Below are 20,618 nucleotides of genomic sequence, written 5' to 3'. Positions count from 1 at the left end.
ACTGTTTTCGGAGGCCAACGCACGCCCCAACGTTTCACAACAAGGAGAAGACCATGACCCCTCACGAAGAACCGACGGACGAACGACGCTCAGCACCACCAGTCACCATCATGACCAACGCTGCCCGGTTTGCACTCGGCCAGATTGTGGCAACGCCCGGCGCACTGGCGCTGTTGGAACGTAAGGGCTTCAGTGCCGTCGCACTGATCTCTCGCCACGTACATGGAGATTGGGGTGACTGCTGTACCGAAGATTCCACTACGAACGAACTAGCTCTGACCGAAGGCATGCGCGTGATGAGCGTGTATCGGCTCGTCGATGCTGAACGGTTGGCCGCTACACCACGCGACAAACGCGCTGCCTTGGCAACGATATGGATCATCACTGAAAGGGATCGGTCGGTAACGACATTGCTTTTGCCGGAGGAGTACTGATGCCGAGCAGCCGCGAATCAACTATCGCAGTCGCAGCGTATCGGTTTCAACGTGTGTACGCCGACCTTCAGACAGGGCACTCGCTCACCGTACAGGCCAACCGGAACAATCCTGTCCGACCGTTTATGCAGCAGTCCGATCTGGACGGTGCTTGCGGTACCCACGTACTGGCGATGGTGCTGGTGATCTTTCATCTGGCCAAGGCTTCGGCGCTGTATGACATGAGCAGGCGGAAGTACGGCGTGGCAGCGGAAGTTTGGACAGCGTTCCAGCACACTTATTTCACAGGTGTTCATGCCAGTGAATGGGTGGACTTGGTCAACGGCCTCAAGCTCCCCTTGCAGTTGACTGTCAAGCATGGCGTAAAAGACAACGCTGATGGATATGCCATCGACTGGTTGATGAAGGGCGACTTGGTCGCGTTAGCTTTCGCATCCATCAAGCACCAGCGCACTAAACACTGGGCGTTGGCGGTCGGCGTGGAGGGTTCGGTGGTGAACAAAACACACCAGCCAGACACCATCCTGTTGCTTGATACGAGTTCCGCAGAACCATCCAGTTTTGCGAACTTCAACGCACGGTTGCGCGTGTCCCAAACCGGCTCTGGTAGTCGGCGTGCCCTGTCTCATCGTCAGAAACCGGGTGACGGCGGCAAACGCAAGCCTGTGACATATCTATATGAGGCGCACGAGTGGAACGCGGAAGCGGTTTATTTGCTGGCTGCGGTGCGTTTGCGGCGCTTGCCATCTATTAACAGTTAACGCAAAGGCGAGCGACGACTCCCCTGCGGACGTGCGACGTTGTCATCTGCCAAGTTTGCTTCATTGCTGCGCCGTCTCGCATCGCTTTTGGGCTGCTTCGGCAGCAGGGCTTCAAAACCACCAACCAATTCGGTCATGGTCATGCCCAGTGACTTCGCCAAGGCGTCCATCACCAGCAGAGACGGCGCGGAGAACCCCCTCTCCAAGAGCGAGATGTACGTGCGATCCAGACTGCAGTCAAACGCCATTTCCGACTGAGAAATATCCCGGTCTTTACGGACCTCTTTGAGATAGCTGCCAAACGCCACGGCCAGCGGATGCCGCTCGGATGCGGTCTTCCGTTTTTTGGGTGGTTTTAGCGCCGTCGTCATGCAGCGAAAATGCCTCATTGACGAACATATGGCGACGGAGTTAATGCTTCATTGTGGGAAAATCCGGTCATTGAAGACTAAATGCTTCGTAGAAATTTATGCCAACCTATCAACTCGAGGACATACCTATGTCAAACGAAATTCCGCAGATGAACTTGGTTGCTTTCAAAGCCAATGGCAGCTTGGCCCAAATCTTCCGTCGTGTTGGATGCGCACTTGTCATTGCATTCACCGGCAATTTGCACGCTCAGGACTACGCTTTTGATCGCGCGGGGTTTGATCGGCTAGAGATACCAGGGCAGAAGTGCACGGGCTTTTACAGCACGCCAGCCTGGAAGTGCGAGCCGATCACCTTGCCGGTGTATCTCATGAAGGCGCCTGACCGAGCGGCCCTGGTATTCATCAGCCACGGTAGCCAAGGACTTGATAAGCGCCACGGAGACTACGCGCGGCAACTGGTTGCCAATGGGATGAGTGCCGTGGTTCTAGGGCACTGGGAAGCACGCGGCCTGGGCAAGATTCAGTTCGACTACGACAAAGCGCGCCGCCAAGGGGGCGACAGTCCGAACCAAGCGATGGATGTTTTGACAGCAGCGACCTACTTCAAGGCGCTGCCAGAGTGGTCGAACGCCAAGATCGGGCACATCGGCGAAAGTATGGGCGCGACCACGGCGATGAATCTCACGCGGCCCTACCTGCGACGCGCCTTCAATGACCTGTACGGCAAGCCGCCAGCGCAGTTGGATACAGCGGTTGCTCTCTATGCTGGATGCACCGAACGCAATACGGCTGAGGCGTTCCTGCCGATTCCGCTCATGTTTCTGCATGGAGAGGATGACGATGACACCTTGGCAAGTGATTGCCAAAAGCAGGTGCCATGGATGAACGGCCGAGGCGGCAATACGAGCATCACGATTCTTCCAGGTCAGCTTCACGACTTCGATGCTCCGTACCGTTGGGCTCGATGGCGTGTGGAAAACCCAGCCAAATGCGCCAACCTTCTTGACAGCGGCACGTACACGCTTGAAGTCAATGGGGCAAAGTATCCTGGCACGTCTGAAGGCTACGCCCAGATGCGCAAGGACTGCATCGCTATGACGCGAACGGGTGTTGTGTCAGGCAACAAGGGCGATCCGAAGACAGGGTATGCCGAATGGACAGTGTATTTCAAGAAGCACCTTCTTGAATAGTGTCAACCACACTCGTCGGAAATGCTAGGGCTTCAACAGGCAATAAGAGCGTCAAAAAATGAAGACCTGCTAGACATGGAGACATGTCGGCAACATACCAATTGCTGCTGGCTGTCGAGGGCAGCAATAGCTATGTTGTTGTGTGCCTCAAGCAACACCAAGTGTCCAACAAAATCCAATACCATCTCGCCAAATTCTGGCAACGATCTGGCAACGGCGTTCTGGCAAGAAAAAAGCGCTTAGGGCATTTCTGCTCTAAGCGCTTGATTCAATTCAATATTTTGGTGGGACGTGCGGGGGTCGAACCCACGACAAACGGATTAAAAGTCCGCTGCTCTACCAACTGAGCTAACGTCCCAGCTAAAAGCATTTACGCTTTGTAGCGAAGCCTCAAATTATAGCGTGGTTTTTACCGGTTTCTCAAGAGTCTGTGCCAATTGGTCCAAAACCCAGCCCGCAGCACATTGACCGAAAGTGGCCGTGACGCTGACCACCGAGCCATAGCCGTGACAGTTCAGGCTGCCATCGCCCTCCACCGCGCAGGACGCATCGGGCGGCATGACGGCTTCACGGCTGAATACGCAGGTCACTCCGATCTTTTTGCCTTCACGCGGAGCCGCATGCTCCTTGCGTAAACGGTAGCGCAGCTGCGCCAACAAGGGGTCGTGCGTGGTGAAAGCCAGGTCGTCGATATCCACCTTGTGCGCGTGGCGCTTGCCACCCGCTGCCCCCACACTGATGAAGCTGGCACGGGTCTGCCGTGCCCAGGCCGCCATACGGGTCTTGGCCTTGACCTGGTCACAGGCGTCCACCACCGCATCCACGCCTTCGGGCAGCAATTGCAGCCAGGTTTCAGGCTCGACAAAGTCCTCGATGCAATGCACGGTGCAGCCTGGATTGATCTGGGCGATACGGTCACGCATCGCCAGTACCTTGGCCTGCCCGACGGTCGAGTCCAGGGCATGGATTTGCCGGTTGATATTGGATTCAGAAACGTGGTCCAGATCCACCAGAGTCAAGCGCCCTACCCCGCTGCGCGCCAACGCCTCCACGGTCCAGGAGCCAACGCCGCCAATGCCGACCACCATCACGTGAGCGGCACGAATGCGCGCAGCGCCCAGCACGCCATACAGGCGCTCCAGGCCACCGAAGCGCCGTGCCAGATCTACAGCATCCATTTACTTGAGCTTGGCCAGCCTATCCTTGGCCGCCGATGCAGCTTCAGATTGGGGATAGACCTTGACCAGGTCTTCCAGTGTCTTGCGAGCTGAACGCGCGTCTTTCAGCTCCATCTGGCAATTCGCAATCGACAACGCGGCCTCAGGTGCGCGCAGATGGTCAGGCGCCGCCGCCAGCAAGGCGCGGAAGTTGGCAATCGCCTCCTTGTAGTCGCGGTTCGCATACTGGGCATTGCCCAGCCAGAACAGTACCGAAGTACCGTAACCACTTTGCGGATAGCGCTTGTTGAAGCCCAGGAAGGCAGTTTGCGCGGCAGAGAAATCACCTTTGCGGAATATGGCCAGCGCGGCGTCGAAGTCGCGGCTTTCCGCGGGGTCGGCGGTGAACTCCTTGCCATCCACGGTCACCTTGGCCGGTTCGAACTTGCGCAAACGGTCATCTACCGACTGGGTCTGGTCCTTCATACGGCGCTGCACATCCGCCACGTCACGTGCCAGTTGTTCGTCCTGCCCACGCTGCTTGGCAAGGTCCGCGCGTACCGCATCGATCTGGCTCTGCAAATCCAGCAGGCTGCGCCGCAACTGCGCATTGTCTTCGTTGGCTCGCTGCAAATCTTCAGCCAGCTTTTTGTTCGAGGACTCGACCCCCAGGCGGTTTGCTTCCACGCGCTGGCGCAAATCCAGAATGGCTTTGCGGGCCTCGTCATCGTCAAACACCCCAGCGTGGACGCTGCCTGCAAGCAGCATACAGCAGGCCCATGCCACTACGGCCAGACGCCGCACGGGGGCCGTCGAAAGTCTGGCAGTGCGAGTCATCGGTAGCTGATCTCTGCGCGACGGTTTTTCGCCATGGCGGCTTCATCACTGCCCATCACGGCAGGCTTTTCCTTGCCGAAGCTCACAGCTTCGAGCTGAGTGTCAGCCACGCCCAGCAGACCCAAGGCACGGCGCACGGACTCTGCACGCTTCTGCCCCAGGGCCAGGTTGTATTCGCGGCCACCACGTTCGTCGGTATGACCTTCCACCACGGCATGGCGGGTTTTGTCGGCCTTCAAGTAGCGCGCATTCGACTCAATCACCGACTGGTCATTGGGCTGCACCGCGTAGCTATCGAAATCAAAATACACAATGCGCGCGCCATTCGGGCCGATACCGTCGTTGGCCGACTTGGACAGATCCACAGAAGCTACGCTGCTCGCGCCGGCAGCCGAAGCATCACCTTGCGCGCCAGCATTACCAGCCTGGGTGGTACCGGTACCGCTCTTGTCCACGACCGGCACATCGTTCAGCTTAACGCCCGAAGCGCAACCGGCCAGCACAGCCGTCAAAGAAAGAGCCCACACCAAATTTTTCATTTCCATTTCCTCGTTAAATATGAAGTCAATACCGTACTCAGGGCTTCATGAACGGACCCCAATCCGGCTCACGGATATCGCCCGCCTGGCCAGCCAAACGCGCCTTGATTTTTCCGTCCAGGGTGGAGGTCATTAATGCCTCACGCCCCTGCTGCTGGGTTGCGTACACGATCAATCGACTATTGGGGGCAAAGCTGGGGCTCTCGTCCGCAGTGGTATCGGTGATGCTGGTGACGGTGGAACTGCTCAGCTCCATCACTTGCAGCTTGAAGGCACCATTGATGCGGGAGATATACGCCAGCCAGCGTCCATCCGGGCTGATGCTGGGTGAAATGTTATAGCTGCCCGAGAAGGTTACTCGCTCGGCATTGCCTCCGCTACTGGGCATGCGATAGATCTGCGGCGCACCGCCACGGTCACTAACAAAATAGATGTATTTTCCATCAGCTGAATACCGGGGCTCAGTGTCAATGCCGCTGGATTGAGTCAGGCGCCGGGGCTCGCCACCATTTGCATCAATCACGTAAATCTGCGAGCCTCCGTCCTTACTGAGCGTCACAGCCAAAGAGCGGCCATCCGGAGACCAGGCCGGCGCACTGTTCGAGCCCTTGAAATTGGCAATCAAGCGGCGCTTACCGGTGGCAACGTCATGCACGTAGATCACAGGCTTGCGGGCCTCGAAAGACACATAAGCCAGTTGCAAACCATTCGGCGACCAGGCCGGAGAAATGATCGACTCCGGGCTAGCTAAGGCCGACTGGCTGTTCTCGCCGTCTGCATCGGCTACCCACAAAGTATGGCGCGAGCCGGCACGAGTTACATAGGCAATGCGGGTCGAAAAAACGCCGCGATCGCCAGTCAGCTTCTCATAGATGAGATCGGCAATGCGGTGCGCAGATAAGCGCAGATCGGCTTGCGGCACGGTGATACTTTGCGCAATCAGGTCCTTAGCCTTCACCACATCCCAAAGGCGGAAACGCACGTCGTAGCGGCCATCGGCCAAGCGAGTCACACTACCCGCCACCAGGGAGTCTGCAGCCTTCTGGCGCCATACCGACACATCGGGCGGGGTGGTTTCATCCAGTTTGGCTCCGCTGGCATCCACCGCCCGGAATTGCCCACTGCGCTCCAGATCGGCTTGCACGATGGCTGCAATCTTTTGCGGAGACTGGTCGTCGCCCTTGAAGCTGGCAATGGCGATAGGCAATTGGGTCAAGCCCACGCCTGACACCTCCACACGGAACTGGGCAAATGCCGAGCCAGCCCCGACCAGCGCCAGGGCGGCCAAACAGAATCGACGGTTCAACGAAAAAACAGAACTCATAAGTGCGTTGTCTTGAATCTCATGGACAAGGGGTAGGTGGGTTCGTATTTGTGAAAAATAGTTCCCAATCAGCGCTTCAGGACATTTTTCCAGTCTTGAGACCACTTCGCCTGGTGCTCCAGCTCCACGGCCTTGGCGTAGCGGTAGAAGGTTACTTCAAAGTACGAAAAAGCAATCACCAGCCCAGGCCAGCCGTCCAGGAAACCACGCTTGAACAGGAAATGCTTCCAGAAGGCCCAGATACCATGACTCAAAGCCTTGCCGTAACTGGAACCAGACTGACGCCGCTTTGTCGCCCCCAGGGACGAATAGCGGTTCATCTTGGCCACCACTTCAGCCAGGTCCTTGAAGGGCAATTGCCAGATGGCGGACTTCAAATAGCCAAGCCTGGCGCCGGGCGTCAACTCGAAGCCCTCGTGCACCGGACTGGGTTCGTAGCGCATTTGCGAACGGCGAAACAGTTGCGGCTGGCGATAGTTCGGGTACCAACCCGAGTGCCGTATTTCACGCCCCAAAAAGAAATTGCGGCGCGGCACAAAAAACACGTCAGCCTGTGCCTGCGCCACCAGGGCCTGTATCTCACTTGCGGCCTCAGGTGTGCAGCGTTCGTCCGAGTCCAGGCTAAACACCCACTCATGCGAACAAGCAGCCACGGCATCATTGCGCAGCTTGCCAAAACCCTCAAAATCGATCTGCACCACCCGTGCACCAAGCGACTCGGCGATGCGCACGGTGCCATCCGTACTGTGTGAATCGGCTACGATGATCTCGTCTGCCCAGGCCACACTGCGGATGGCGTCAGCCACTTTTTCCGCCTCATTAAAAGCGATGATATAGACGGATATAGGATTAGGTGTGATCACAATACTGACATGTCTGTTTGTTAGAGCATAGCAGACCGTATTGATGCAAGAGACAACAACACATCCCACTGAAACCCTTTAGCTTGCAGGTTTTATTTACATACAAAACAACCCAGGCGACACATCAAATCCATCGCAATTAAAACGCAACAGCAGCAGATAGAACATAAAATTAAAAATGACAGCCATTAAAGACTTCTTCAGCAGCCTAAATAAAAAGAGAAAAGAAAGATTACCCTCAAGATACGTAAGCAGAAAAAAATATCAACAAATCAGTGAAAAATATAACGCGCTAGTTCAATGCATTACCTCCCCTCCAAACCAGTTAACGAAAAATGCAGAACTTCGGCGTTTAGTTTCGCCTCCATCACAGATTGAACAGATCGAGCTATGCCTATTTGTGTCTTACTCCGACAAACCGTGTATAAAACCTCATGTGGCGCATCACATACGGCATTTAATAAACACGGGAATTAAAGTAATACTCATCATCAACACCAACCACATCGAACAACCCCTGCCCACTTCAGATTGGCCCCCAAATTTGCATGGTTTATATCTACGAGAAAATATTGGATTTGATTTCGGAGCCTGGTCACACATCTATTCCACCCTACAAGAAAACCTCAACATTCACAAGCTATATTTAATCAACGACAGTATATCAGGCCCCATATCAGAATCATTATTCAATGAAATGATTCAAAGAATAAGAAATTCAAATGCTGATATTATTGGTCTAACATCAAATCAAGAACCATTATTTCACTTACAAAGCTTCTTTCTCGTCATTGGCTCCAAAATTTTAAAAAATGCCAAAATGCGAAACTACCTCGCATCTCTCTGGCAACTTCCAAATAAACAAATGGTCATAGATTTCTACGAAACAAGATTAACGAGTTTTTTTGAAAAAAACAACCATTCTGTGGAAGCAATTTTCCCAACCAGCGATTTGAAAAATTCAAAGACCGATGCAACGATACACCATGCAGAGGCCTTAATATCAAGAGGCTTTCCCTACATAAAAATTAGCATACTAGAGAAATCCATTGGACAAAAAATCTTAAAAAAATTCCCCCATATAGACAGATTTCTTAAGTAGAACATAAGCAAGCATTATGCATAGCACTTCGGCTTCAGAAAATACCAAGTGGCTATCCACATAAATCGATACCTTTGCATCCACCTCCCACAGCGCCAGGTTGGCTGGAAGCTGCAAATGCACTGATAATTCAGCCCGTCACCCCATGCCATATGACCAATACACCTACCTCTATCCTGCAGCGGCTACGGCGCATCTGGCCTTATTTCAAAAATTCACGCTCCAATTGGATACTGGCGGCCCTGGCCACCATCTTGGCTTCAGCCACCGAGCCAATGATTCCAGCACTGCTCAAGCCTCTATTGGACCAAGGCTTTCAGAAAGCCACGCTGGAAATATGGACAGTACCCGCAACATTACTATTGCTGTTTGGCTTGCGAGGTATCGCAAATTACGCAGCTTCGCTCTCTCTCGCCAAAGTCACCAATCTGGGATTAATGACTCTGCGCAAAGCCATGTTTTCCAAGGTAACTACAGGGCAACTATCCCTTTTTACGGGCAACTCTTCCAGCTCCCTTGCCAATACCGTGGTCTATGAGGTTCAAAATGGCTCTTATCTGCTAGTAAATTCACTAATGGGCACCGTGCGCGACAGCTTGACTGTACTTGCGCTCGCTTCCTATTTGATGTATCTGAATTGGAAATTAACCTTGATCGTAGTGGCATTAATTCCCGCGGTCGCCTGGGTTATGCAAGTGCTTTCCAAACGCTTGTTTCAAATTACCAAAGCCAGCCAGGTTGCCACCGATTCGCTAGCTTATGTAGTGGAGGAAAACGTACTAGCCAGCCGCGATATACGTCTACATGCAGCACAAACCCTACAGCGCAACCGATTTGAAAACCTGAGCAAGACCCTGCTGAGGTTGTCGATGAAATCCACGGCTGCCTCCTCCGCCATGGCGCCTATAACGCAAATGATGACAGCCGTTGCGCTGTCCGCCGTGATCTCAATTGCGTTGGTGCAAAGCGCGCATGGAGGACCGTCAGTCGGTGGATTCGTTGCTTTCGTCACCGCCATGTTAATGCTGGTGGCGCCAATCAAACACCTATCCGAAGTTGCGGCTCCCATCACCCGAGGACTGGCGGCGATTGAACGCGGATTAGACCTTATGGAAGCCACACCAGATGAACGCGGCGGCAACTATGCCCCGGAAAAAGTGCAAGGCCACATTCATTTCGTGAATACAACGGTGCAGTTTGGTGAGCACCCCATACCCGCTCTGGATGGCATTAACCTATCGATACACGCTGGTGAAACCGTAGCCTTAGTTGGCGCATCGGGCGCAGGAAAAACCACGCTGGTCAACCTTTTGCCTCGCTTTCTAGATCCCAGTTCCGGCCAAATCGATTTGGATGGACACGACTTGCAAAGCTGGCGACTAGATGCTCTGCGAAGCCAGTTCGCACTGGTCAGCCAGCATGTAGTCATGCTCAACGACAGCATCGCCTTCAATGTAGCACTAGGATTGGAAATCGACCGAGACAAGGTGCTTCGCTGCCTCGTTGATGCCAACCTTGACCGACTAGTAGCCGAACTACCGGACGGGATTGACACCGTAGTCGGCCACAATGCAACCCAGTTATCAGGCGGCCAGCGGCAGCGGCTAGCTATTGCAAGAGCTCTATATAAGGATGCGCCAATACTAATCTTGGATGAAGCCACATCCGCGCTGGATACCGAGTCCGAGCGGGCCGTGCAGGACGCTCTGCAACGGTTGATGAAAAACCGTACGACATTGGTAATTGCACACCGACTATCCACTGTCCACCATGCTGATCGCATCGTAGTGATGGATGCAGGGAAAATCGTAGAAATAGGTAAACATATAGAATTAATTGCCCAAGATGGGCCATATGCCCGGCTTTACAAACTGGGATTACACAATTCCGATACCTCAAAGCATGATAACGTGGACGCCAATTGATATCTACAGCATTTCCCCCACGCGTGTCTATCCCGCCCTCTTCACCAGCCACCCCAAGCAGGAAATTAATCTTTTTGATTAATTTCCTGCTATTTATTTCTCCATTTTTTTTAGTAACAATCAGAGGATTAACCAACATAATATTTGCAATAACAGCAATTTTATGCATAGTCTTTTCTTATTCAACACGCAAAGAGCACCTAAACTGCACAAGCAAAAACATGACCAAGATGTTTATTGCATCTTTCTTATTGCCATTTTTCTCTGTTGCACTAAGCTCACTTCTACGGGGATCATTTGATGCCGCACAATTCGACACACCTCTTCGATTTTTAATGGCAATTCCAATATTTGCATACATACTAAAAACACGTTGGAATACCACAAAATACCTGAGTCTTTCATTATTTCTCTCATTAACCATCACCTTAATCCAACAATACGCCATTGATCAACCCATGCGCTGGGGATCGGATCGCATGGCAACATACTTTGCAGATCCACTGGTTTTTGGTTATATTGCACTGACTTTTAGTTTAGTTTGCCTAGCATCAATCCGAATATTCGAAAAAGAGACTTATTGGTTAACTCCTCTTAAAACAACAGGATTTTTAATTGGAATATATTTATCCATTAAGTCCGGCAGCAGAACAGGATGGGCCGCCCTACCTTTAATTTTACCTTTTATATTTTTTCAAAAAAAGAAAAATATCAAAATAAATGCAGCATACTTGGCAACAATAGCAATTTCACTAATAGCAATATTTATATGCTTCTCATTGAGCACCGTTGGGCAACGCATTTTTTCAACAGGAAATGACATTGCCAAATACCATCTTGATGGTATTGCACCAGATACATCAACTGGATTAAGAATTACCTTCCTAAGAATTGCTTGGGATTTATTTTCAATCCATCCATTTTCAGGATATGGAGAAACAAAATATCTAATTAAATCCTTACCTCCAACCATATATGATTATGCGTCAGAGGGAGCTATTAGTACCGCGCTTGTTGCTGGTTTCCACAATGAACTGGTAACCAACGGGGTTCGCTATGGAATTATTGGTCTCGTGGCCTCAGCCTCACTTTTTGCAGTTCCATTGATTATTTTTCTACGCACACTTAAATCACAAAAAAATACCAATAAAGCCAATGCGCTCATTGGTTTCGTATTTGTAATGTGTATCTTCATCAGCAGCATAAGCACCGAAGTTTTCGATTTGAAATACATTGCCAGCTTTTATGCCATGACAGTCGCAATGCTTTGCGGATCAGCCCTCGCCCAATATGAACAAGAATAAATACGCCGTCACTTTCGCGTGCTACAACCAAGTGGAATACACGAAAAAATGCGTGGAAAGCATGGTACGCCATGGCACTCCATTGGATAGATTAGTGGTAGTAGACAATGGCTCTGGAGATTCAACACGTGAATACCTGCAAAGCCTAGCTTTGGGGGGACGCATCTTTAACCACGACAACCTTGGCTGTGGTGTGGCATGGAATCAAGGAGCATTGGCACTGCAAGCCGAGTGGACCATCATCATGAACAACGACATCCTGGTCAGCAAAGACTGGATTGAAGGCATGATCCACACAGCAGAACAGCAACGGTTAGCCATCATCTCCCCTGCCATGGTAGAAGGTTCGCTGGACTATGATTTCGAAAGTTTTGCCCCACAAGCTCGACAAAAAATGCAAGAGGTGCTGCGAAAGGGCTGGTGCCATGCCGTGTGCTTGGCCATCCATAAGTCTGTATGGATGGACATTGGCTACTTCCGCGCCACGCCAAAGCTATTAGGCTACGAAGATGCTTTATTCTTCCACGACATGGCCCGTGCAGGCATTGCCCATGGCACGACGGGGGCGTCCTGGATTCACCACTTTGGCTCTATCACCCAATCGGCCATGAAACTGGAGCGAGGCTTGAAACAAAGCGACGATCTAGCATACCGCTACAACCACCGGCTGCTCAACCAATCCTGGTTAGCACGTAAGCTAACGAAAATGCAGCGCAAACATCAGCTGCGGACCTGGGGGCGAGAAGAACTGACTGCGTTCGGCATGAGTCTGCATGGCACATGCAAAGACGGTGTGTTGCATTGGGACTAGCCTGCTCGCAAAGAAAGTTGCTCTTGATAGATGCGTTCTTGCATCCTTGCAATTTCGGGCCATTGATAGGACTGGGCAAACTTAATGGCGGCCGACCCAAGCTTTTGACGCAACGAAGGGTCGGCTAATAGCCCCCTTAACAAGGCACCCAGCTTACCTCCATCCTGCGGATCATCCAGCAGCAACACATTCACGCCGTCCGTCAGCAAGCCAGCAATACCGCAGTAGCGCTCGGCACTGACCACGACCGGCAAGCCATGGGCCATAGCCTCCAGCACCACCATGGCAAAGGTGTCTTCCAGCGTGGGATGCACCAGTACATCTGCTGCCTGGTAGGCGGGGTCCACCTGGTCCATGGCACCCAGAAAGAACACCCGCTGCGCCACACCCAAACTGCTGGCACGCGCACGGAATTCGGCAGTCTGCTCCGGCTTGCCCACCACCACCAGAAACACCTCGGCGGGCAGTTCAGCCAAAGCCTGCAGCAGGCTTGGCAGGCCTTTCTTACGGTAGTCGTTGCCCACCAGCAGCAGGCAAATTCCCTCCAACGGCAAACCCAACTGCGTACGCGCATGCTGCTTGGTGGCGTCACTGGCCGCACCAGGCACAGTGGCCACACCCGGGGTCAGTACCCGCAGCATGGGCAGAGTAGCGGGATAACAAGCAGCCATAGTGCCGCGCAAAGAACTGGACGTGACCACCACCGCCTTGTCTGCCTTCGGCCGGTAGCGCAAGTATTCCAAACCCAGATAGACCCATAACCGTGGGCTGGTCAGCACTTGCAGCCCGCGCTGTACGGCCCGCCAGCAGCGGCGTTGGTGGAACAGGTTGTGCCGCACCGGCAGCACGTGCACGGTCTGCACCTGGCCATGCCAGGTGTTCTCATGCGAATGCACCACGTCAAAACCTTTGCGCGTGGCCCACCAGGTGGCGACGGCGTACCAAAGTTGGTTCACCCAGCGCGGTTTTTTGAACGGCGCGGATATTCGGTGGTAGCTCACGCCAGGCATGGCGTGGCCTATGGTCTGGGCAAACACATGGATGTCGTGGCGCTGCGCCAATTGCTCCACCAGCGCAATCGAATAGCGCTCGGCACCACCACCGGTGGGGGCAAATACCCGGTTCAACACGGCAATGCGCAGCCTGCGGCCAGCCTCTATGCCGGGAGATGGCGTGCCACTCATGCGCGACGGCGGTCTTCGTAGCCCGTACCCAGCTTCATCCACAGATTCAGCAGGCTGGTAGAGCGCGCTACCGGGGCGCGCGGCAGCTGCAGCATGTCTTCACCCGCCAGGCAACGGCTTCGCTGGGTGGTGGTGGCGGTGCAAAAACCGGCCTCCTGTACCAGCTCCGTATGCTCAGCCGTGTATTCCCCATAGGGATAACAGAAGTGGTTGACTGTGACACCCAGGCCATCTTCCAGCTCTGATTTGCAAAGCATGATCTCGCTGCGGCTAGTGGCGGCATCCTGCTGGGGCAGGCGTACATGGTGGCGAGTATGGGCGCCTACGTCCTGCCCGCCCGCCACCCAGGTACGCAGCTGCGCCATGTCCATCAGCGGCGTCTGGGCAATTCCGATCTCGGCGTCCCAGGCATTGGTCTGCCCCAGGCGCTGACTGACCACATAACAGGTGGAAGAAAAGCTGTAACGCTGCAGCACTGGCAAGGCGTAGTGCAGATTGTTCAAATATCCATCGTCAAAAGTGATGCCCACCACCCGACCGGTCTTGCTGCCGACCAAATAGGGCTGCAGAGCCTGCATGGACAGTCCCTGGTAGCCCATAAGCTTCAGTAGCGCCATCTGGCGTGCAAAACTTTGCGGCGACACCACCAGGCTACGAAACGGCGCGCCCTTGGGCGGCGCCGAGTCTATCTGGTGGTACATCAGGATAGGGATGGGCTGTCGGTTGGCGGTACGTTGGCTGGGCATGGGTCTACAAAAGGACGATGTCGTACTGTTCCTGCCCCATGGCGGCCTCGCTTTGCAAGGAGATGGGTTTGCCAATGAAGTCGCTCAAGCCGGCCAGGTGCTGGCTTTCTTCATCCAGAAACAGCTCTATGACTTTGGGCGAGGCCACCACGCGAAACTCGCGCGGGTTGAACTGGCGCGCCTCGCGCAAAATTTCACGCAGGATGTCGTAAGTCACGCTGCGCGCCGTCTTTACACTGCCCTTGCCACTGCACACGGCGCAGGGCTCGCACAGCATGTGCGCCAACGATTCACGGGTGCGCTTGCGTGTCATCTCCACCAGGCCTAGCGCCGAAAAACCGCCGGCTGTAGTCTTCACGCGGTCACGCGCCAGCTGCTTACGGAACTCAGTCAACACAGCATCGCGGTGCTCCTCACGCGCCATGTCGATGAAGTCCACGATCACGATGCCGCCCAGATTGCGCAGGCGCAGCTGCCGGGCAATCGCCTGGGTGGCTTCCAGATTGGTCTTGAAGATGGTGTCGTCGAAATTGCGCGCACCAACGAACGCGCCGGTATTCACGTCCACCGTGGTCAGCGCCTCGGTCTGGTCCACGATCAGGTAGCCACCCGACTTCAGTTCCACACGCCGGCCCAGGGCCTTGGCGATTTCCTCGTCGATGGAGAACAGGTCAAAAATCGGCCGCTCGCCCTTGTAGTGCTGCAGCTTCTCCACCGCCGCCGGCATGAATTCCTTGCCAAAGGCCTGCAACATCTCGAACTGTTCGCGTGAATCAAGGCGTATGGTCTGGGTCTGCTCGCTGACCAAGTCACGCAGCACACGCTGCAACAAATTCAGATCCTGGTGCAGCAAAGACGTGGGGGGCAAACGCACGGAGGCACTTTTGATGCGCGCCCAAGTCTTGCGCAAATAGGCTATGTCGTCGGCCAGCTCTTCATCCGTAGCGTCTTCGCCATTGGTACGCAGAATGAAGCCGCCACCCCCGCCTGTGGACGCATCGCCCACCAGCGCCTGCAGGCGCTTGCGCAAATCTTCACGTTGGGCCAGGGGGATTTTTTGCGACACGCCCACATGGTCGTCTTGCGGCAAAAACACCAGCAGGCGCCCGGCAATGCTGATCTGCGCCGACAGACGCGCACCCTTGGTGCCGATGGGGTCCTTGATGACCTGCACCATCAACGCTTGGCCTTCGAACACCTGGCGCTCGATAGGCACCACGGGCGCAGCCGGCTTGGCCACACCATTGGCATCCAGCTCGGCCGACTTGTGGCCTACGAAGCCATTCGCCAGATCGGCCACGTGCAGGAAAGCCGCGCGTTCCAGCCCGATATCAATGAAGGTGGACTGCATGCCGGGCAGCACCCGCACCACCTTGCCCAGGTACACATTGCCCACCATGCCGCGCTCCAGCGTGCGCTCCACATGCAGCTCTTGTACCGAGCCATGCTCCACCACCGCGACACGAGTTTCCTGCGGTGACCAATTGATGAGGATGTCTTGTTGCATAGGCAGCTTGCTCAAAATTTGAAACCCAGGGAGCGCAGCAGCTCGGCTGTCTCGAACATGGGCAGGCCCATGATGCCTGAATAGCTGCCGCGGATATGCGAGATAAACCCTGCCGCCCGCCCCTGCACCGCATAGGCCCCAGCCTTGCCCATAGGCTCACCCGAGGCCACATAGGCCTTTATCTGGGCCGTAGACATGGGGGCGAAATCGACATGTGAGGCACTCAGGGCCTGCACCCGCTTACGCCGCTGCTGCAACGCCACAGCCGTCAGCACGCGGTGCCGGGTACCGGACAAAGCGGCCAACATGCGCGCCGCGTCCTGGGCATCGGCCGGCTTGCCCAGAATCGTGCGACCCAACGCCACCGTGGTGTCCGAGCACAGGATGGGCGCCACGGGCAGGCCACGGCGCTTCAACCGCGCTACGGCTGCATCAAGCTTCAGGCCTGTCACGCGCTGAACATATGCTGCAGGCGCTTCGTTTTTCATAGCAACCTCAAGTCCTTCGCTGTCCTCGTCCGGATCGGGCAGCAGCAGTTCATGGCGTACCCCCAATTGGTCCAGCAGTTGGCTGCGGCGAGGGCTTTGCGAAGCAAGGTAGATGAAATCGGTCATGGCACGATTATCACGGCAGGCATAGCCCAAAAAAAGAACAGCCCGCCCATCTCGTTGACGGGCGGGCTGTTCACGGGAACGCTGTGAATTACTGTTTCACGGCTTCCACTTGAACGATCAGGTGCACTGCGTCAGGGAAGCCGTAGTTGGCGCCCCAGGTCATGCCCCATTGGCTGCGCTGAATGGTGGTATCAAAGTCGCCACCGCACACTTCACGCTTGAGCATGGGGTTTTGGTAGCAATTGAAGTTGCTGGCCTTGAGCGTCACGGGGTTGGTCTTGCCCAGCAGGGTCAGGTTGCCCACCACTTCCGACACCTTATCGCCCGTGAACACGAACTTGTCGGCGCTGAAGGTAATGGTCGGGAATTTCTCAACGTTGAAGAAGTCCGCGCTTTGCAGATGCTTGTTGAACGCGGCGGTGCCGGTGGACAGCGAAGTAGCGTCGATGGTCAGATCCACCTTGCCGGACTTGCCAGCCACGTCGAGCTGGACAGTACCTTCCTTCTTGTCGAAACGACCGCGGTTGGTCGAGGTGCCCATGTGGCCGATTTCAAAGGTCACAAAAGTGTGGCTTGGATCAATCGCATAGGTTGCGGACTCAGCCTGGGCAGCCCCGGCAGACAGGGTGGCGATAGCGGCAAGAGCGAGCAAAGTGTGGCGCATGGGTTCTCTTTCAAGAGTGGTTTAAGGAAACGGAAAACAGAAAAAAGCCGGGTTTAGAGCTTGCCTACACCCGTCAGATTGAATTTGAATTTGACTTGTACGTCGTCGGCGACCATGGAGGTATCGGCCCACTCGCCTTCGCCAATCTTGAAGGCAAGGCGCTTGATCGGCAGCACGCCGGAGGCCACGGTGTTGGCACCCGACTGCACCATGGTCACAGGTACCACCACGTCACGAGCCTGGCCTTTGATGGTCAGCTTGCCGGCAACGTCATACTTGCCGCCACCCAGCGCCTTGACGCCGCTAGAGACAAAGCTGGCCTGAGGAAACTTGCCCAGGTTGAACCAGGTCGGCTTGGGCAGCTCGGCGTCGGTCTCTGGCACGCCCAAAGTAGCGCTGGCCATGTCCACGGTGAAGCTGATCTTGCTGGCATCCAGCTTGGCCGGGTCGAAGCTGACCTGTCCGTCAAATTTCTTGAAGCGCCCCTCTACCGACACGCCCATCTGCTTGCTGACGAACACAATTTCGCTTCCAGCCGGCACCAGCTTCTGGTCGGCATAAGCCCCCAAGCTAGCGCCCAAAGCCAGGGCGGCAAGCGACAAATTCAATAGACGGGACATGAATACCTTTCGAAATGAGAAAAAGCGATGCTCAGACGGATAGATCAAGATAGATCAGGATTTGGCAGGCCACATGCGGGCAATCAGGCCATCACGGTCTACAAACTGGTGCTTCAGCGCGGCTGCCACATGCACCACCACCAAGGCACACAGCGCCCATGCCGACAACCGGTGCAGAGGCTTCAGGAACTCGGCCAACTCCTTGCTGGCGGGCACCAGATCCGGCAGCGGAATCTGCCCGAAGACGACGATCTGGAAACCGGTAGCCGAGCTATAGGCCCAGCCCAGCAACGGCACCGCAAAAAACAACGCATACATCAGGCCGTGCGTCGCATGGTGGGCCCACTGCTGCCAGGCAGGCATGCCGCGAACCATGGCTTCAGGCAAGGCCGGCGGACGGTGCGTGGCGCGCCACAGCAGGCGCAAAGCGGACAGGGTCAGGATCGTGATGCCGGCCCACTTGTGCCAGTTGTACAACTTGAGCCGTGCGGGTGAAAAAGGCAGGTCCACCATATAAGTGCCGACGGCAAAGATGCCCGCCAAAGCCAGGGCCAGAATCCAATGCAGGGCAATTGCCACGCCGGTGTAGGTGGAGGCCTGTTTAGCCTGGGCTGCGGGTACGGAAGAAACGGGCATCGTAGTGAACCCCGAGTGGTTCAAGCACCCGGTTCTTAAAATGTAAAGTTCATTTTAGGAACCGTTCGTGGCGAAAAGTTCACTCAATTTGTTGGAATGATTCGAAATTTCTGAATCATTCTTGCCGCCGCTACTTTGCAGGCACAACAGCCCGGGGCTCCGCAGAGGCAGACGCAGGCAGGATATCTTCATCGTCCTCACCCAGAAACCCGCCGCTCTGGTGCGCCCAAAGCCGGGCGTATAGGCCGCCAGCCTCCAGCAAGCTGCGGTGGTCACCGACTTCCACGATACGCCCCTTATCCAGCACCACCAGGCGGTCCATGGCTGCAATGGTTGACAGACGGTGGGCAATGGCGACTACGGTCTTGCCCTCCATAAGGCGGTACAGGCTGGACTGGATGGCCGCCTCGACCTCCGAATCCAGGGCACTGGTGGCCTCGTCGAGCAGCAGAATCGGGGCATCTTTCAGCATCACCCGTGCAATCGCAATCCGCTGGCGTTGGCCGCCAGAAAGCTTCACACCGCGCTCGCCCACATGGGCATCAAAGCCCTTACGGCCGCTGGGATCGCTCAGGGTGTGGATGAAATCAAAAGCCTCGGCACGGCACGCCGCCGCCTCCATGTGCTCATCGGTCGCGTCCGGGCGGCCATACAGAATGTTGTCGCGTACCGAGCGATGCAGCAGCGATGTGTCCTGCGTCACCATACCGATCTGCGCGCGCAGGCTTTCCTGGGTCACCTGCGATATATCCTGGCCATCCACCAGAATACGGCCGTGCTCCAGATCATAGAAGCGCAGCAACAGATTGACGATGGTGGACTTGCCCGCACCGGAGCGCCCCACCAGACCGATCTTCTCGCCGGGACGGATGTGCAGCGACATATGGTCTATCACCTTGCGCGCATCCGGGCCCTTGGCTCCGTAGGCAAAGTCCACGTTCTCAAACCGCAGCTCGCCCTTCGTCACGCGCAAAGGCTGCGCCTGGGGTGCATCCTGTACGGCCTGCACGCGCGACAAGGTGTTCAAGCCGTCCTGCACCGTACCCACATGCTCGAACAGCGACGCCATCTCCCACATCACCCAGTGCGAAATACCATTCAGACGCAGCGACATGGCCGTGGCCGCTGCCACCGCACCCACACCGACCTGGCCCTGGGTCCATAGCCATAGCGCCACCCCGGCGGTTGCCAGAATCAACAACATACCCAGCACATGGTTCACCACCTCGAAGCCACTGACCAGGCGCATCTGGCGATGCACGGTCTGCAGAAAATCCTGCATCGCTGAACGCGCGTAGCCAGCCTCGCGTCCCGCATGGGAGAACAGCTTGACGGTTGCGATATTGGTATAGGCGTCGGTAATACGACCGGTCATCAGCGAACGTGCATCGGCCTGCTTTTTGGCGACACCCGACAGGCGCGGCACAAAATAACGGATGGCCACAGCGTACAGCAGCACCCACGCCAGGAACGGCAGCAAAAGCCAGGCGTCGAAGCTCCCGACCACCGCCACCATGGTGACGAAGTAGATGGTCACAAACACCAGAATATCGCCCAGGATCATGCACACATCGCGCACCGCCAGCGCCGTCTGCATCACCTTGGTAGCCACGCGCCCGGCAAACTCGTCCTGGTAAAAGCCCATACTCTGGCCCAGCATCAGGCGGTGGAACTTCCAGCGCAGCATCATTGGGAAGTTGGCCGCCAGGGTCTGGTGCTTGAACAGGGTCTGCAATGCAATCAATAGCGGGCTACCCAGCAACAGCGCGCATAACAGCAGAAGATGCGTACGCTCCTGGGTCCACAACAAAGCCGGTGGCACAGAGCCCAGCCAATCCACCACGCGCCCCATCATGGCGAACAGCAGGGCCTCGAACACACCCACACAGGCCGTGAGCAAGGTCATGGCCAGAATGTATTTGCGCGCACCTTTGCTGCACACCCAGACAAAATGAAAAAAGCCGCTCGGTGGCGGCTGGGGGGTGTCATCCGGGTAGGGGTGCACCAGGTTTTCAAACCAGTTCAGCAT

Annotated in this window: 21 protein-coding genes and 1 tRNA gene; 7 read left to right on the top strand and 15 right to left on the bottom strand. The window is 55.4% G+C overall.

Annotated elements, in window-relative coordinates:
- Positions 1 to 53 precede the first annotated feature (53 nt).
- Both AC07O2_RS14915 and AC07O2_RS14910 read left to right on the top strand, forming a co-directional pair.
- Positions 54 to 434, top strand: a complete 381-nt coding sequence (locus AC07O2_RS14915) for a type I restriction endonuclease subunit M (RefSeq protein WP_495076522.1) — start codon at positions 54 to 56, stop codon at positions 432 to 434.
- Positions 434 to 1,195 carry a hypothetical protein gene (locus tag AC07O2_RS14910; RefSeq protein ID WP_495076521.1) on the top strand — a complete coding sequence of 254 codons (762 nt, stop codon included), beginning with the start codon at positions 434 to 436 and terminating at the stop codon, positions 1,193 to 1,195. Before AC07O2_RS14915 ends, AC07O2_RS14910 begins: the two co-directional genes overlap by 1 nt.
- On the opposite strand, the gene AC07O2_RS14905 is transcribed toward AC07O2_RS14910, so the two are convergent.
- A complete protein-coding gene (locus AC07O2_RS14905) occupies positions 1,192 to 1,566 on the bottom strand; it encodes a helix-turn-helix domain-containing protein (protein WP_495076520.1) in 375 nt (124 codons plus the stop codon). The genes AC07O2_RS14910 and AC07O2_RS14905 overlap by 4 nt on opposite strands.
- A 128-nt stretch (positions 1,567 to 1,694) precedes the next feature.
- On the opposite strand from AC07O2_RS14905, the gene AC07O2_RS14900 reads away from it, so the two are divergent.
- Positions 1,695 to 2,756 (top strand): dienelactone hydrolase family protein, encoded by a 1,062-nt coding sequence (locus AC07O2_RS14900; protein WP_495076519.1) that lies wholly within the window; start codon positions 1,695 to 1,697, stop codon positions 2,754 to 2,756.
- Positions 2,757 to 3,038: 282 nt separating this feature from the next.
- Here AC07O2_RS14900 and AC07O2_RS14895 read toward each other — a convergent pair.
- The 6 genes from AC07O2_RS14895 to AC07O2_RS14870 all read right to left on the bottom strand — a co-directional run bounded on the left by AC07O2_RS14895 (position 3,039) and on the right by AC07O2_RS14870 (position 7,545).
- Positions 3,039 to 3,114: transfer RNA gene (locus tag AC07O2_RS14895), tRNA-Lys, on the bottom strand.
- Between the two features lie 37 nt (positions 3,115 to 3,151).
- A complete protein-coding gene (locus AC07O2_RS14890) occupies positions 3,152 to 3,934 on the bottom strand; it encodes a tRNA threonylcarbamoyladenosine dehydratase (RefSeq protein ID WP_495076518.1) in 783 nt (260 codons plus the stop codon).
- Positions 3,935 to 4,681: a tol-pal system protein YbgF gene (gene ybgF / locus AC07O2_RS14885; RefSeq protein ID WP_495076517.1), complete on the bottom strand. Its 747-nt coding sequence runs from the start codon at positions 4,679 to 4,681 to the stop codon at positions 3,935 to 3,937.
- A gap of 65 nt (positions 4,682 to 4,746) precedes the next feature.
- Complete coding sequence (gene pal / locus AC07O2_RS14880) at positions 4,747 to 5,289, bottom strand: peptidoglycan-associated lipoprotein Pal (RefSeq protein ID WP_495076516.1); 543 nt, start codon at positions 5,287 to 5,289, stop codon at positions 4,747 to 4,749.
- A 37-nt stretch (positions 5,290 to 5,326) separates the two neighbouring features.
- Positions 5,327 to 6,613 carry a Tol-Pal system beta propeller repeat protein TolB gene (gene tolB, locus AC07O2_RS14875; protein WP_495076515.1) on the bottom strand — a complete coding sequence of 429 codons (1,287 nt, stop codon included), beginning with the start codon at positions 6,611 to 6,613 and terminating at the stop codon, positions 5,327 to 5,329.
- A 68-nt stretch (positions 6,614 to 6,681) separates the two neighbouring features.
- Positions 6,682 to 7,545 carry a glycosyltransferase family 2 protein gene (locus AC07O2_RS14870; RefSeq protein ID WP_495076514.1) on the bottom strand — a complete coding sequence of 288 codons (864 nt, stop codon included), beginning with the start codon at positions 7,543 to 7,545 and terminating at the stop codon, positions 6,682 to 6,684.
- Between the two features lie 109 nt (positions 7,546 to 7,654).
- Between AC07O2_RS14870 and AC07O2_RS14865 the strand changes: the two genes are divergently transcribed.
- From AC07O2_RS14865 to AC07O2_RS14850, 4 genes are all read left to right on the top strand, one after another.
- Entirely contained in the window at positions 7,655 to 8,578 is a 924-nt protein-coding gene (locus AC07O2_RS14865; protein WP_495076513.1) for a rhamnan synthesis F family protein, read from the top strand.
- A gap of 152 nt (positions 8,579 to 8,730) precedes the next feature.
- Positions 8,731 to 10,503: a lipid A export permease/ATP-binding protein MsbA gene (gene msbA, locus AC07O2_RS14860; protein ID WP_495076512.1), complete on the top strand. Its 1,773-nt coding sequence runs from the start codon at positions 8,731 to 8,733 to the stop codon at positions 10,501 to 10,503.
- A 221-nt stretch (positions 10,504 to 10,724) separates the two neighbouring features.
- Positions 10,725 to 11,807 (top strand): O-antigen ligase family protein, encoded by a 1,083-nt coding sequence (locus tag AC07O2_RS14855; RefSeq protein ID WP_495076511.1) that lies wholly within the window; start codon positions 10,725 to 10,727, stop codon positions 11,805 to 11,807.
- Entirely contained in the window at positions 11,794 to 12,618 is an 825-nt protein-coding gene (locus AC07O2_RS14850) for a glycosyltransferase family 2 protein (RefSeq protein ID WP_495076510.1), read from the top strand. Before AC07O2_RS14855 ends, AC07O2_RS14850 begins: the two co-directional genes overlap by 14 nt.
- On the opposite strand, the gene AC07O2_RS14845 is transcribed toward AC07O2_RS14850, so the two are convergent.
- The 8 genes from AC07O2_RS14845 to AC07O2_RS14810 form a co-directional block, all read right to left on the bottom strand.
- Positions 12,615 to 13,802 carry a glycosyltransferase family 4 protein gene (locus AC07O2_RS14845; protein WP_495076509.1) on the bottom strand — a complete coding sequence of 396 codons (1,188 nt, stop codon included), beginning with the start codon at positions 13,800 to 13,802 and terminating at the stop codon, positions 12,615 to 12,617. The genes AC07O2_RS14850 and AC07O2_RS14845 overlap by 4 nt on opposite strands.
- Complete coding sequence (locus tag AC07O2_RS14840) at positions 13,799 to 14,548, bottom strand: polysaccharide deacetylase family protein (RefSeq protein ID WP_495076508.1); 750 nt, start codon at positions 14,546 to 14,548, stop codon at positions 13,799 to 13,801. Before AC07O2_RS14840 ends, AC07O2_RS14845 begins: the two co-directional genes overlap by 4 nt.
- Before the next feature lie 4 nt (positions 14,549 to 14,552).
- Positions 14,553 to 16,055, bottom strand: coding sequence for a ribonuclease G (rng, locus tag AC07O2_RS14835; protein WP_495076507.1), 1,503 nt, complete (start codon positions 16,053 to 16,055; stop codon positions 14,553 to 14,555).
- Positions 16,056 to 16,066: 11 nt separating this feature from the next.
- Complete coding sequence (locus tag AC07O2_RS14830; RefSeq protein ID WP_495076506.1) at positions 16,067 to 16,669, bottom strand: Maf family protein; 603 nt, start codon at positions 16,667 to 16,669, stop codon at positions 16,067 to 16,069.
- 88 nt (positions 16,670 to 16,757) lie between these two features.
- Positions 16,758 to 17,333, bottom strand: coding sequence for a YceI family protein (locus AC07O2_RS14825; RefSeq protein WP_495076505.1), 576 nt, complete (start codon positions 17,331 to 17,333; stop codon positions 16,758 to 16,760).
- A 53-nt stretch (positions 17,334 to 17,386) separates the two neighbouring features.
- Positions 17,387 to 17,953: a YceI family protein gene (locus tag AC07O2_RS14820; protein WP_495076504.1), complete on the bottom strand. Its 567-nt coding sequence runs from the start codon at positions 17,951 to 17,953 to the stop codon at positions 17,387 to 17,389.
- Positions 17,954 to 18,007: 54 nt separating this feature from the next.
- Positions 18,008 to 18,589 carry a cytochrome b gene (locus AC07O2_RS14815; protein ID WP_495076503.1) on the bottom strand — a complete coding sequence of 194 codons (582 nt, stop codon included), beginning with the start codon at positions 18,587 to 18,589 and terminating at the stop codon, positions 18,008 to 18,010.
- Between the two features lie 130 nt (positions 18,590 to 18,719).
- Entirely contained in the window at positions 18,720 to 20,618 is a 1,899-nt protein-coding gene (locus AC07O2_RS14810; protein ID WP_495076502.1) for an ABC transporter ATP-binding protein, read from the bottom strand.

This window comes from Rhodoferax sp. GW821-FHT10B06, from assembly GCF_059415605.1.
The sequence above is the reverse complement of the archived record's forward strand: the minus strand, read 5'-3'. Positions and strand labels throughout refer to the sequence as shown.